Source organism: Salmonella sp. FC25216 (assembly GCF_057751355.1).
Genome location: NZ_JBDGON010000008.1, coordinates 132,892 through 146,024, shown reverse-complemented (window position 1 = coordinate 146,024; position 13,133 = coordinate 132,892). Strand labels below are relative to the sequence as shown.

Annotated in this window: 10 protein-coding genes and 1 other RNA gene; 5 read left to right on the top strand and 6 right to left on the bottom strand. The window is 52.6% G+C overall.

Annotated features, from left to right (window positions below; genetic code table 11):
• The first annotated feature begins 21 nt into the window (after positions 1-21).
• Entirely contained in the window at positions 22-1,464 is a 1,443-nt protein-coding gene (gene selO, locus AC3G3F_RS17255; protein WP_488395403.1) for a protein adenylyltransferase SelO, read from the top strand.
• Positions 1,465-1,499: 35 nt separating this feature from the next.
• On the opposite strand, the gene hemP is transcribed toward selO, so the two are convergent.
• The 3 genes from hemP to ppsR all read right to left on the bottom strand — a co-directional run bounded on the left by hemP (position 1,500) and on the right by ppsR (position 3,882).
• Complete coding sequence (hemP, locus tag AC3G3F_RS17250) at positions 1,500-1,691, bottom strand: hemin uptake protein HemP (RefSeq protein WP_023248036.1); 192 nt, start codon at positions 1,689-1,691, stop codon at positions 1,500-1,502.
• Between the two features lie 155 nt (positions 1,692-1,846).
• On the bottom strand, positions 1,847-2,893 hold the full coding sequence (gene aroH, locus AC3G3F_RS17245) for a 3-deoxy-7-phosphoheptulonate synthase AroH (RefSeq protein WP_023248037.1): 1,047 nt from the start codon (positions 2,891-2,893) through the stop codon (positions 1,847-1,849).
• Between the two features lie 155 nt (positions 2,894-3,048).
• Positions 3,049-3,882, bottom strand: a complete 834-nt coding sequence (ppsR, locus tag AC3G3F_RS17240; RefSeq protein ID WP_023248038.1) for a posphoenolpyruvate synthetase regulatory kinase/phosphorylase PpsR — start codon at positions 3,880-3,882, stop codon at positions 3,049-3,051.
• A gap of 336 nt (positions 3,883-4,218) precedes the next feature.
• Here ppsR and ppsA point away from each other — a divergent pair, with 336 nt between their 5' ends.
• Entirely contained in the window at positions 4,219-6,597 is a 2,379-nt protein-coding gene (ppsA, locus tag AC3G3F_RS17235; protein WP_023248039.1) for a phosphoenolpyruvate synthase, read from the top strand.
• A gap of 99 nt (positions 6,598-6,696) precedes the next feature.
• On the opposite strand, the gene aroD is transcribed toward ppsA, so the two are convergent.
• From aroD to ydiK, 3 genes are all read right to left on the bottom strand, one after another.
• The gene (aroD, locus tag AC3G3F_RS17230; protein WP_053508108.1) at positions 6,697-7,455 is read right to left on the bottom strand and encodes a type I 3-dehydroquinate dehydratase; all 759 of its coding nucleotides are present in this window, start codon (positions 7,453-7,455) and stop codon (positions 6,697-6,699) included.
• Positions 7,456-7,516: 61 nt separating this feature from the next.
• Positions 7,517-7,624, bottom strand: an RNA gene (rprA, locus tag AC3G3F_RS17225) — antisense sRNA RprA.
• 182 nt (positions 7,625-7,806) lie between these two features.
• On the bottom strand, positions 7,807-8,925 hold the full coding sequence (ydiK, locus tag AC3G3F_RS17220; RefSeq protein WP_023248041.1) for an AI-2E family transporter YdiK: 1,119 nt from the start codon (positions 8,923-8,925) through the stop codon (positions 7,807-7,809).
• Between the two features lie 264 nt (positions 8,926-9,189).
• On the opposite strand from ydiK, the gene ydiJ reads away from it, so the two are divergent.
• The 3 genes from ydiJ (at position 9,190) to AC3G3F_RS17205 (ending at position 12,940) form a co-directional block, all read left to right on the top strand.
• Complete coding sequence (ydiJ, locus tag AC3G3F_RS17215) at positions 9,190-12,246, top strand: D-2-hydroxyglutarate dehydrogenase YdiJ (RefSeq protein ID WP_053529791.1); 3,057 nt, start codon at positions 9,190-9,192, stop codon at positions 12,244-12,246.
• The gene (gene menI, locus AC3G3F_RS17210) at positions 12,243-12,653 is read left to right on the top strand and encodes a 1,4-dihydroxy-2-naphthoyl-CoA hydrolase (protein ID WP_023248043.1); all 411 of its coding nucleotides are present in this window, start codon (positions 12,243-12,245) and stop codon (positions 12,651-12,653) included. Before ydiJ ends, menI begins: the two co-directional genes overlap by 4 nt.
• Positions 12,654-12,751: 98 nt before the next feature.
• Positions 12,752-12,940 (top strand): YdiH family protein, encoded by a 189-nt coding sequence (locus AC3G3F_RS17205; protein ID WP_001537749.1) that lies wholly within the window; start codon positions 12,752-12,754, stop codon positions 12,938-12,940.
• The last annotated feature ends 193 nt before the right edge of the window (positions 12,941-13,133 follow it).

The window sequence follows — 13,133 nt, the reverse complement described above, 5'->3', positions numbered from 1 at the left end:
ACACTGGAGACAGGAGGCCCTATGACCCTGTCTTTTACTGCCCGTTGGCGCGATGAACTGCCAGCAACGTATACCGCGCTTTTACCCACACCGTTAAAAAATGCGCGTCTGATTTGGTATAATGACAAACTGGCGCAGCAGTTAGCCATTCCCGCTTCGCTATTTGACGTTACAAACGGCGCTGGCGTTTGGGGCGGTGAAATCTTATTGCCCGGCATGTCGCCTGTCGCGCAGGTATATAGCGGGCATCAGTTCGGCGTCTGGGCCGGGCAACTCGGTGATGGACGCGGTATTTTGCTGGGCGAACAGCTCCTGGCGGATGGCTCGGTCCTCGACTGGCATCTGAAAGGCGCCGGATTAACACCCTATTCGCGAATGGGGGATGGACGCGCCGTCCTGCGTTCAACTATACGAGAAAGCCTTGCCAGCGAAGCCATGCATTATCTGGGTATCCCCACTACACGCGCGTTATCTATCGTAACCAGCGATACGCCTGTTCAGCGAGAGACGCAGGAAGCGGGCGCGATGTTAATGCGACTGGCGCAAAGTCATATGCGTTTTGGTCATTTCGAACATTTCTACTACCGCCGTGAGCCGGAAAAAGTTCAGCAACTGGCCGATTTCGCTCTTCGTCATTACTGGCCGCAATGGCAGGATGCGCCGGAAAAGTATGATTTGTGGTTTGAAGAGGTGGCGGCGCGTACCGGAAGACTCATCGCCGAGTGGCAAACCGTCGGTTTTGCGCACGGCGTTATGAATACGGATAACATGTCGATTCTGGGGCTGACCATCGACTATGGTCCCTTTGGTTTTCTCGACGACTACGATCCTGGCTTCATTGGTAACCATTCCGATCATCAGGGACGTTACCGCTTCGATAATCAACCGGCGGTGGCGCTGTGGAATTTACAACGTCTGGCGCAGACATTAACCCCTTTTATTGAGATCGACGCTTTAAACAGAGCGCTGGATCGCTACCAGGATGCGTTGTTAACGCACTACGGGCAGCGAATGCGACAGAAGCTGGGCTTCTTTACCGGGCAAAAAGACGATAACGTTTTACTGAATGAATTGTTTAGCCTGATGGCGCGCGAAGGGAGTGATTATACCCGTACATTTCGGATGTTAAGCCATACGGAGCAACAGAGCGCCTCATCGCCGTTGCGGGATACGTTTATCGATCGCGCGGCGTTCGATGCCTGGTTCGACCGCTACCGGGCGCGATTGCGCACAGAGGCGGTGGATGACGCGCTGCGTCAACAGCAGATGCAAAGCGTGAATCCCGCGGTAGTATTGCGCAACTGGCTGGCGCAACGCGCGATAGATGCGGCTGAACAGGGAGACATGGCGGAACTGCATCGGTTGCATGAAGTTTTACGACAGCCTTTTACCGATCGAGATGATGACTATGCCAGCCGACCGCCGGAGTGGGGAAAGCGGCTGGAGGTCAGTTGTTCAAGTTAGCCTGACGCCAGCAGAATAGTCTGCTGGCGGGAGCGTTATTTGGTTAACAGTAGCTTGCCGGCCTGAGTTTTGCGCAACAGATACTCCTGACCGTTGTGATCGATAATGACTTTGCCGTCCGGACCTAATAGCGCCTGACTGTTGACGCGCCGTTCAGCGGCAGGGAGAAGCGTTTCATTGGCTATTTCCTTAGGGTGGGGCAATTCGGTGTTATCCATACGCGGCATGATGTTTATCAATAATCAAACTCACAATGATTATTATTATCAATAATTAATGCGGTAACAGCAAGTGCTAATTCTGTGAGGGAAGCGTACGCGCGTAGAGAAAAGGGCAGGCAAAGCGTCGAAGAAATGCCCATCCCGGCAGGATGGGCGGGGTATTAAAAGCGGCTGTCTACCGCAGCGGCGAGTTTTTCCAACAGAACTTCCGTATCTTCCCAGTTCAGGCAGGGATCGGTAATGGACTGACCATACACTAATGGTTGGCCGCTGATAATTTTTTGCGTGCCTTCCCGCAAAAAACTCTCTGCCATAATCCCGGCAATCCCCGTGGAACCATTACGAATCTGCTGGCAAATATCATCACATACGTCCAACTGGCGGCGATGCTGTTTTTGACAGTTGCCGTGGCTGAAGTCGACGACCAGATGTTCCGGCAGATCAAATTCATGCAACGTATCGCAGGCGGCGGCAATATCTTCAGCGTGGTAGTTCGGTTTTTTACCGCCGCGCATGATGATGTGCCCATACGGATTTCCACTCGTCTGGTAGATAGTCATCTGTCCGTCTTTATCCGGCGAGAGAAACATATGGCTGGCGCGGGAGGCGCGAATGGCGTCAACGGCAATGCGAGTGTTGCCATCCGTACCATTTTTAAAGCCGACCGGGCAAGAGAGCGCAGAGGCCATTTCCCGATGGATCTGGCTTTCGGTGGTACGCGCGCCAATCGCTCCCCAACTGATCAGATCGGCAATAAACTGGCCGGTGACCATATCAAGAAATTCTGTGGCGGTCGGTACTCCCAGTTCGTTCACCTGCAATAGCAAGCGACGCGCCAGTTCAAGCCCATGATTGACGCGGTAACTTCCATTCAAGTCGGGATCGGAAATCAGGCCTTTCCATCCCACTACGGTGCGCGGTTTTTCAAAATAGGTGCGCATTACGATCTCCAGACGTGCCTGATGCTTTTGGCGTTGCGCCTGGAGCTGCGTTGCGTATTCCATGGCAGCATTCAGATCGTGAATCGAACAGGGGCCAATAATGACCAGTAGCCGTGGATCTTCACCATTTAAAATTTTTTCTATCCGGCGTCGGGAGTCGGTGACGTGACTGGCGACGGAGGTAGATACAGGATACCGCTGCGCGAGTTCGGTCGGTGTCACCAGGCTGTCGATACGCGCAGTACGGAGTTCGTCGGTTCTGTTCATTACAAGTCTCAGAAATTTGTTGCTTCAACGGCAGGACTACCGGGAAGTGATGGGCATCACGATAAACCAATCCCTGCTGATTTCAAGTGCGAGGCGTGTCACACCCCGCAGGCAGAACGGCATGATAACAAAAAACAATCCATTGAACTAGTTTATTAGTACATTCTGCGATTAAGCCCCATAATGTCGAGAATTTTGGTGGCTATCTCTTCAACGGAATAATTGGTACTGTTCAGGCAGGGGATCTGATTTTTGCGATACAGCGCTTCGACTTCCGCCACTTCCATGCGGCACTGACGCAACGAGGCGTAGCGACTGTTTTCACGGCGTTCTTCGCGAATAGCCGCCAGGCGTTCAGGGTTAATCGTCAGTCCGAACAGTTTATGTTGCAAAGGTTTTAACGATGTCGGCAGCGTCAGATTATCCATGTCATCGGCGATAAAAGGGTAGTTAGCCGCGCGAATACCAAATTGCATCGCCAGATAGAGGCTGGTGGGCGTTTTTCCACAGCGCGAAACGCCAAGTAAAATCACCTGGGCTTGATCGAGGTTGCGCAACGAAATGCCATCATCATGCGCCAGGGTATAATCGATAGCGGCAATACGGGCGTCATACTTGTTCAGATTACCCGGATTAAGCCCATGAGTACGATGAGCGATCGGCGTCGGGTCCAGTTTCATCTCCTGCTGAAGCGGCGCCACCAGCGCCTGGACGATATCCTGGCAGAACCCTTCGCTCTGTAAGATGATGGCGCGAATTTCAGGTAAAACAATCGAGTAAAACACCAGCGGGCGAACGCCGGTTTGTTGATAAATGGCGTCAATTTGGTCTTTGACGGCGCGGGCGCGACTTTCGTTTTCCACGAATGGCAGCGTGATGCTGCTGATCGTCACCGGAAACTGCGACATAACCGCGTGACCCAGAACCTCGGCGGTGATGGCGGTACCATCAGAAATATAGAAAACATGGCGATCAACAACATTATCCATTCTGTTCATCCTGAAGAGTAAACATAATTATCTGAAAGCATAAATTAAAAGTAACGGGAAACGTATAAATTGTCGCTTATTTTATAAAATGACATATGCTTTTTATAATTAATGAAAAGTGCGTTTCATTTCCTGGAAACGCAGTTTATACCGAGGGTTATTAAGGGAATGCCGCGCCATGCGTGGGTTTGCGCAAATACGTAAACAATCTGAAAAAATGAAAAAATAAATTTGCTTGAACGATTCACCGTTTTTTTCGCGGGTTTAAGTATGCCAGGATAAATACGCAATTATGTGTTTCTTAAACTCGTTCATTTATCACAAAAGGATTGTTCGATGTCCAACAATGGCTCGTCACCGCTGGTGCTTTGGTATAACCAACTCGGCATGAATGATGTAGACAGAGTTGGGGGCAAAAATGCCTCCCTGGGTGAAATGATTACTAACCTTTCCGGCATGGGCGTATCCGTACCGAATGGTTTTGCAACTACTGCTGATGCGTTTAACCAGTTTTTGGATCAAAGCGGCGTAAACCAGCGCATTTATGAACTGCTGGATAAGACGGATATTGATGATGTCTCCCAGTTGGCGAAAGCGGGCGCGCAGATCCGCCAGTGGATTATCGACACTCCTTTCCAGCCGACGCTGGAAAACGCTATCCGCGATGCCTATGCGCAGCTTTCGTCGGATGATGAAAATGCCTCTTTTGCCGTACGCTCCTCCGCTACGGCGGAAGATATGCCAGATGCTTCGTTTGCGGGTCAGCAAGAAACGTTTCTTAACGTTCAGGGCTTCGATGCGGTACTGGTAGCAGTGAAACACGTATTTGCTTCTCTGTTTAACGATCGTGCCATCTCTTATCGCGTTCACCAGGGATATGATCATCGCGGCGTAGCGCTTTCCGCTGGCGTGCAGCGAATGGTTCGCTCCGATCTCGCCTCGTCAGGGGTGATGTTCTCTATCGATACCGAATCCGGCTTTGACCAGGTGGTCTTTATCACCTCGGCATGGGGTTTGGGTGAAATGGTGGTGCAGGGCGCGGTTAACCCGGATGAATTTTATGTGCATAAGCCAACCCTGGCGGCAGGCCGTCCGGCCATCGTGCGGCGCACCATGGGGTCAAAAAAAATCCGCATGGTTTACGCCGCCACTCAGGAACACGGCAAGCAAGTGAAGATTGAAGATGTGCCGCAGGAACAGCGCGACATTTTCTCGCTCACCAACGGAGAAGTGCAGGAACTGGCGAAACAGGCGGTGCAGATTGAGCAGCACTATGGTCGTCCGATGGATATCGAATGGGCGAAAGACGGTCATACCGGTAAGCTCTTTATTGTGCAGGCACGTCCGGAAACCGTGCGCTCTCGCGGCCAGGTGATGGAGCGTTATACGCTACATGCGCAGGGGAAAATCATTGCCGAAGGTCGCGCCATTGGTCATCGTATCGGCGCGGGTACGGTGAAAGTTATTCATGATATCGGCGAAATGAACCGTATTGAGCCTGGTGATGTCCTTGTCACCGACATGACCGACCCGGACTGGGAACCGATCATGAAAAAAGCGGCGGCGATTGTCACTAACCGTGGCGGGCGAACCTGTCACGCGGCGATTATCGCCCGCGAATTGGGCATTCCGGCGGTAGTCGGCTGTGGCGACGCCACCGAACGCATGAAAGATGGCGAAAAAGTGACCGTCTCCTGCGCGGAAGGTGATACCGGTTATGTTTATGCTGACATGTTGGATTTCAGCGTAAAAAGCTCCAGCGTAGATACCATGCCAGAGCTACCGCTGAAGGTAATGATGAACGTTGGCAACCCGGACAGGGCATTTGACTTTGCCTGCCTGCCGAATGAAGGTGTAGGTCTGGCGCGACTGGAATTCATCATTAACCGTATGATTGGCGTTCACCCGCGCGCGCTGCTGGAGTTTGACGACCAGGATGCCGCGCTGCAAAACGACATTCGTGAGATGATGAAGGGGTTTGACTCGCCGCGTGAATTTTACGTTGGTCGACTGACGGAAGGGATCGCGACGTTAGGCGCGGCCTTCTACCCGAAACGCGTCATCGTTCGCCTGTCTGACTTTAAGTCCAACGAATACGCCAACCTGGTCGGCGGCGAACGCTATGAGCCGCATGAAGAAAACCCGATGCTGGGCTTCCGCGGCGCGGGTCGTTACGTCGCAGAAAGTTTCCGCGATTGTTTTGCGCTGGAATGTGAAGCGGTGAAACGCGTGCGCAACGATATGGGCCTTACCAACGTCGAAATCATGATCCCGTTCGTGCGGACGGTCGACCAGGCGAAAGCGGTCGTCGAAGAGCTGGCGCGTCAGGGGCTCAAACGCGGCGAGAATGGGTTGAAGATCATCATGATGTGCGAGATTCCGTCCAATGCCTTGCTGGCTGAACAGTTCCTCGAATATTTTGATGGATTCTCGATTGGTTCTAACGACATGACACAACTGGCGCTGGGGTTGGATCGCGATTCCGGCGTGGTTTCCGAACTGTTTGACGAGCGTAATGACGCGGTGAAAGCGCTGCTGTCGATGGCGATTCGCGCGGCAAAAAAACAGGGCAAATATGTTGGAATTTGCGGTCAGGGGCCGTCTGACCATGAAGACTTTGCTGCCTGGCTGATGGAAGAGGGGATCGACAGCCTGTCGCTGAACCCGGATACCGTGGTTCAGACCTGGCTGAGTCTGGCGGAACTGAAGAAGTAAACCGCGGCCAGATAACGCTATGCTTATCCGGCCTGCACAAGAAACATGTTGTGTAGGCCGGATAGGGCGTATGCCGCTCGACGCCGGCATTATGCCGGGTCAGGCGTTGTGCAGAATCATTAATACGCTGCGTAGATCATTAACGGCGATTTGCCCCGGCGCCGAAGCCTGCTTCACCGCGCCAAACGTGGCGGCAGAGCCAAACACTTCCCCTGCCAGACGTGAAATGACACCCTCTTTCGCCATCGACATAGTAATTACCGGACGGTCGGCGTAGCGTTGCTGCATCTCCAGCGTGGCAGTGAGTAACGTTAATACATCATGCTTGCTTTGCGGCATAACGGCAATCTTGGGAATATCCGCGCCGAGCGCTTGCATTTTACGTAGCCGCCGAACCATTTCCTCTGCGGACGGCGTCTGGTGAAAATCGTGGTTAGACATCACGACATAAACATTATGCGCGTGGGCATAATCGACAGTGGCTTTAACGTCAGCATCACCGGTAAATAGCTCAAGATCGATCATATCGACCAGGCCGCTGTCGATTGCGGCACGATTAAGCGCGAGATAATGCTGAGTGGTTATCGTCTGCTCGCCGCCTTCTTTGGCGCTGCGGAAAGTAAACAGTAACGGAATGTCAGGCATCGCATCGCGGATAGCACGCGCAGCGGTAAGAACGGATTGAGTCGATGCGATATCCATAAAGTGATCCACGCGCCACTCCAGAATATCGAATGTGGCTTCGCGGTAGGCCAGCGCTTCCGCTTTCACGCTGTTGATGTCTCTCCCCATCAACGACACGATAATTTTGGGCATCCCTTCGCCAATGATAAGATTTTTTACGGTGACGGTTTTCATGCGTGTCCTGTCGGTTTTTTTTCTTCTCGCCATTATGAACGGTGAGGCTGGCCGCTTGAAGTAAAAAAAAAGCCCATCGTGGGAGACGGGCAAAGACTACACACAGCAATTCGTTGTTTCACTCAGGGGATTTCCATGCTTATAAATCAATGCGTTGATTTATAACCGTGTGCTAATAGTAGGCATGAGCACTTTTTGCGTCGATCAGATTCGTCTCAATAGTTTAAAAACTGTAACGAATTTGAGACAGAAATGAGATGTGGTGGGGAGCAGACAGGCGAATCAAAATGGGGAGTGCGTTGAATTGATAAACGTCGCTAAAGCATCGGGCGGCGATGCCGCCCGACTGGATTATGACTGTTTGTTGGCTTCCTCGATTTCATCCAGCTCTTCAAGGATCTCCTCTGGTTCATTCGTTGGCGCCGGAATTTCATTTACCCACGCGGAGAACAAACGCCAGGTCACGGCCAGAAGCACCGGTCCAATAAACAGACCAATCATGCCGAATGCAATCAGGCCACCGATCACTCCGGAAAGGATCAGAAGCAGCGGTAAATCGGCGCCCATGCGGATGAGTACCGGGCGAATCACGTTATCCAGAGTGCCGACGACGGCGCTCCATACCAGCAGTACGGTGCCCCAGGTGGTGTCGCCTGTCCAGTAAAGCCAGATAATGGCTGGAATCAGTACCGGCAACGGCCCTAATTGAACCAGACACGAAAGGATCATCACTACCGTCAACAGGGTAGCGTAAGGCACGCCGGAAATCGCCAGCCCGACGCCGCCAAGTACTGCCTGTACCAGCGCGGTGACAACCACGCCAAGCGCCACGGCACGGATCGCCTGGGCAGCCAGCAGAACCGCCGCATCGCCGCGTTTAGCCGCGAGACGACAGGCAAAATGGCGTATTCCCATCGCCACTTGTTCGCCGCGCCAGTAAAGCAGGGCGCTAAACAACAGCATCAGGGCGCAGTGCATCATAAAGCGTCCTATATGCGCCGCCTGACCGACAAACCAGGTCGTGGTTGTGCCAATATAAGGCCGCACTTTCGCCATAATAGCGCTACCGCCCATATCCAGCAGACTATGCCATCCGGCATACAGTTTGGCGCCAACCAACGGAATATTATTTAACCATGCAAGATCGGGTAGCGTCATATCGCCGCCAGTCACTGCATGGATGAGCGGGCCGCTACCATCGACAATGCTGTTAACCAGCAAGGCGACGGGAATAACGAAGAGCAGCACTAACAGCAACGTCATGACCAGTACGGCAAGCGAGCGGCGGCCCCACAATATTTTTTGTAATTTCAGCAAAACGGGCCAGGTCGCGATAACAATCGTACCTGCCCATGCAAACCCTAAAATAAAAGGCTGTACTATCCACAAACAGGCCACAATCATGATGGCTAAAAACAGCACCGATAGCAGCACTTGCGCAATATCCCTGGGCTGACGAACATTTACCATAAATACTTTTCACCTTTGTCTTTGCGCCAGAACGTTGGCGCGACGTGAACATGCAAACCACACCCTATAATGATGAGCAATTTCAGCGGTTTTTAACAGGCCGATTCTGCATGTAATTCTGTTGGGCGCACAGGAAAAAAATGTGATACAACAAATAACGCAACACGCAAACGATTAAGCATCCCTTCCTGTGCGTAGACCGCTCGCGCTCGCCGGGTTGGGCGCCACCGTTCACAACATAGACCGCAGGAAAGGGTCAATATAATGATTCCACAAATTTCTCAGGCACCCGGCGTCGTTCAGCTGGTGCTCAATTTTTTGCAGGCGCTGGAGCAGCAAGGGTTTACGGGCGATACGGCAACCAGCTATGCCGACCGTCTGACAATGTCGACCGATAACAGTATCTACCAGCTTCTTCCCGATGCTGTTGTGTTTCCTCGTTCTACGGCGGATGTCGCGCTTCTTGCCCGTCTGGCGGCGGAGCCGCGCTTTACGTCGCTGATATTTACCCCGCGAGGCGGCGGTACTGGCACTAATGGCCAGGCGCTAAACCAGGGCATTATTGTTGATATGTCCCGCTATATGAACCGCATTATTGAAATTAATCCTGAAGAGGGATGGGTGCGGGTAGAGGCGGGAGTTATAAAAGATCAGCTTAATCAGGCGCTAAAGCCGTATGGCTATTTTTTTGCGCCGGAGCTTTCCACCAGTAATCGCGCAACGCTGGGCGGTATGATTAATACCGATGCTTCCGGTCAGGGCTCGCTGGTCTATGGAAAAACGTCAGATCACGTCTTAGGCATACGGGCCGTATTGTTGGGGGGCGATATCCTTGACACGCAATCGATGCCCGTAGAGCTTGCCCAGACGCTGGGTGAAAACACGACGACGCCAGGCCGCATCTATCAGACCGTCTATCAGTCCTGCCTGGAAAATCGTCAACTTATCCTCGATAGCTTTCCAAAGCTCAATCGCTTCCTGACAGGCTACGATTTACGCCACGTCTTTAACGATGACATGACCCGCTTCGATCTCACCCGCATCTTAACAGGGTCGGAAGGGACGCTGGCGTTTATTACTGAAGCCCGGCTGGATATTACCCCGATACCCAAAGTCCGCCGTCTGGTGAATGTAAAATACGACTCCTTTGATTCCGCGCTGCGTAATGCCCCTTTTATGGTTGACGCGCGCGCCTTATCCGTCGAGACGGTCGATTCTAAAGTCCTTAACCTCGCGCGGGAAGATATTGTCTGGCACTCCGTTAGCGAATTGATTACCGATGTGCCGGATAAAGAGATGCTTGGCCTGAATATCGTGGAATTCGCGGGTGACGATGAAGCGCTTATTGACGGACAGATCGAGGCGCTGTGCCACCGGCTGGATGGCCTGATGGCGCGTGCGGAAGCGGGTGTGATCGGCTGGCAACTTTGTACCGATTTGACGGGTATTGAGCGTATTTACGCGATGCGTAAAAAAGCGGTAGGGCTGCTGGGTAATGCGAAAGGTGCTGCTAAACCGATTCCTTTTGCGGAAGATACCTGCGTGCCGCCTGAACATCTGGCCGATTACATCGCCGAATTTCGCGCCCTGCTGGATGGTCATGGATTAAGCTACGGCATGTTCGGTCACGTGGATGCCGGGGTGCTGCATGTGCGTCCGGCGCTGGATATGTGCGATCCGCAGCAGGAACTGTTGATGAAACAGATCTCCGATGAGGTCGTCGCGCTGACCGCCAGATACGGCGGGCTGTTGTGGGGCGAGCATGGAAAAGGCTTCCGTGCGGAATACAGCCCGGCCTTTTTCGGGGAAGTCCTGTATGGCGAGCTGCGCAAAATAAAAGCGGCTTTTGATCCGCACAATCGACTTAACCCGGGTAAAATTTGTCCACCGCAGGGGATAGAGGCGCCGATGATGAAGGTGGATGCGGTAAAACGCGGCACCTGGGATCGTCAAATCCCGCTGGCGGTACGGCAGACCTGGCGCGGCGCTATGGAGTGTAATGGTAACGGCCTGTGTTTTAATTTCGATGCGAAAAGCCCGATGTGCCCGTCGATGAAAATTAGCCTTAACCGAATCCACTCGCCGAAAGGGCGGGCGACGCTGGTGCGGGAATGGCTCCGTCTATTGGCCGATCGCGGCGTCGATCCGTTGAAGCTGGAAAAGGATCTGCCGGAAAAACGCGCCAGCTTGCGCACGCTGATTGCCCGTACCCGGAATAGTTGGCACAGACGCAAAGGCGAGTATGACTTTTCCCATGAAGTTAAAGAGGCCATGTCCGGCTGTCTGGCGTGTAAAGCCTGCTCGACCCAGTGTCCGATTAAAATCGATGTTCCGGAGTTTCGTTCACGTTTCTTACAGCTTTACCATACGCGTTATCTGCGTCCGGTTCGCGATCATCTGGTGGCGACGGTCGAGACCTATGCGCCGCTGATGGCGCGTGCGCCAAAGACCTTTAACTTTTTTATTAACCAACCGATGGTTCGTAATCTGGCGAAAAAACATATCGGTATGGTGGACTTACCGCTGCTTTCCGCCCCCTCGTTGCAACAGCAACTGGTGGGCCATCCGTCCGCCAATATGACGCTTGAACAACTGGAGCGCATGAGCGCTGAGCAAAAAGCGAAAACGGTACTGGTGGTTCAGGACCCGTTTACCAGCTACTACGATGCTCGGGTCGTGGCGGATTTTATCCGCCTGGCGGAAAAACTGGGCAGGAGACCGGTATTGTTGCCGTTCTCGCCGAATGGTAAGGCGCAGCATATTAAAGGTTTTCTTAATCGCTTTGCGAAAACGGCGAAAAAAACCTCTGAATTTCTTAATCGGATCGCCGCGTTGGGGATGCCGATGGTGGGCGTCGATCCGGCGCTGGTGCTATGTTATCGCGACGAATACAAACTGGCGCTGGGCGAACAGCGCGGCGATTTTCATGTGTTGCTGGTGAATGAATGGTTGGCGCAGGAAATAAATGCAAGACTGTCCGTCAAGGTGAGCGGCGAACCGTGGTACTTTTTTGGCCATTGTACGGAAGTCACGGCTTTACCCGGCGCGCCTGCGCAGTGGGCCGCCATCTTCGCCCATTTTGGCGCGAAGCTGGAAAATGTCAGCGTAGGCTGTTGCGGTATGGCGGGTACTTATGGACATGAAGTAACCAATCATCAAAATTCGCTGGGAATTTATGAGCTATCCTGGCATCAGGCGATGCAACGTCTACCGCGAAACCGTTGCCTGGCAACCGGTTATTCCTGCCGAAGCCAGGTCAAACGCATTGAAGGTACGGGCGTGCGTCACCCGTTGCAGGCATTACTGGAGATTATGGGATGATCTGGAAACGCGAAGTGACCCTCGATGCGCTAAATGCGATGGGGGAAGGGAATATGGTTGGCCTGCTTGATATCCACTTTGAGCATATTGGGGATGATACGCTGGAAGCGACAATGCCCGTCGATCATCGCACCAAACAACCGTTCGGCTTGCTGCATGGCGGAGCGTCTGTGGTACTGGCGGAAAGTATCGGTTCGGTCGCAGGCTATCTGTGTACGCAGGGGGAGCAAAAGGTGGTGGGTCTGGAGGTGAATGCCAACCATGTACGGTCGGCACGTCAGGGGCGCGTGCGGGGCGTCTGTAAAGCGTTGCATATCGGGGCTCGCCATCAGGTCTGGCAGATAGACATCTTTGATGAACAGGGACGTCTGTGCTGTTCTTCGCGTCTTACTACAGCGATTGTGTGACGTTGTCACCGTAAAAGTGTGATGCATATTGCTTTTGGTCAAAATATGCGCAGAAAAAGGTGATATACTGTGCACGTTTACACATAAGCGAGGATGATATGTCTACTGATTTAGACCCAACCCAACTGGCGATTGAATTCTTACGCCGTGATAAAACCGAACTTTCTCCCGCGCAGTATCTGAAACGTTTAAAACAGCTGGAGTTAGAGTTTGCCGATCTCCTCACCCTCTCTGCAACCGAACTGAAAGAAGAGATCTATTTCGCCTGGCGGTTGGGCGTGCATTAATAAAGTCTGTGTAGGCCGGATAAGGCGTTCGCCGCCATCCGGCTATGTTGCCAGGCAATCTCACCAGACAATTTCATCTGGTAATATGCAATCCCCTTGATTTTGTTTAAAAAAACACAGATCGCCATTTGTGCTAAAAAGGCGTGCTCTCTTTATGAGATTATTCTTATGCCCCTTCAAGAGCTAAGCCATT

Coding starts and splice junctions, on each gene's coding strand:
- ppsA (WP_023248039.1), top strand. CDS start 4,219: ATGTCCAACAATGGCTCGTCACCGCTGGTGCTTTGGTATAACCAACTC.
- ydiJ (WP_053529791.1), top strand. CDS start 9,190: ATGATTCCACAAATTTCTCAGGCACCCGGCGTCGTTCAGCTGGTGCTC.
- menI (WP_023248043.1), top strand. CDS start 12,243: ATGATCTGGAAACGCGAAGTGACCCTCGATGCGCTAAATGCGATGGGG.
- AC3G3F_RS17205 (WP_001537749.1), top strand. CDS start 12,752: ATGTCTACTGATTTAGACCCAACCCAACTGGCGATTGAATTCTTACGC.
- aroD (WP_053508108.1), bottom strand. CDS start 7,455: ATGAAAACCGTCACCGTAAAAAATCTTATCATTGGCGAAGGGATGCCC.
- ppsR (WP_023248038.1), bottom strand. CDS start 3,882: ATGGATAATGTTGTTGATCGCCATGTTTTCTATATTTCTGATGGTACC.
- aroH (WP_023248037.1), bottom strand. CDS start 2,893: ATGAACAGAACCGACGAACTCCGTACTGCGCGTATCGACAGCCTGGTG.
- hemP (WP_023248036.1), bottom strand. CDS start 1,691: ATGCCGCGTATGGATAACACCGAATTGCCCCACCCTAAGGAAATAGCC.
- selO (WP_488395403.1), top strand. CDS start 22: ATGACCCTGTCTTTTACTGCCCGTTGGCGCGATGAACTGCCAGCAACG.
- ydiK (WP_023248041.1), bottom strand. CDS start 8,925: ATGGTAAATGTTCGTCAGCCCAGGGATATTGCGCAAGTGCTGCTATCG.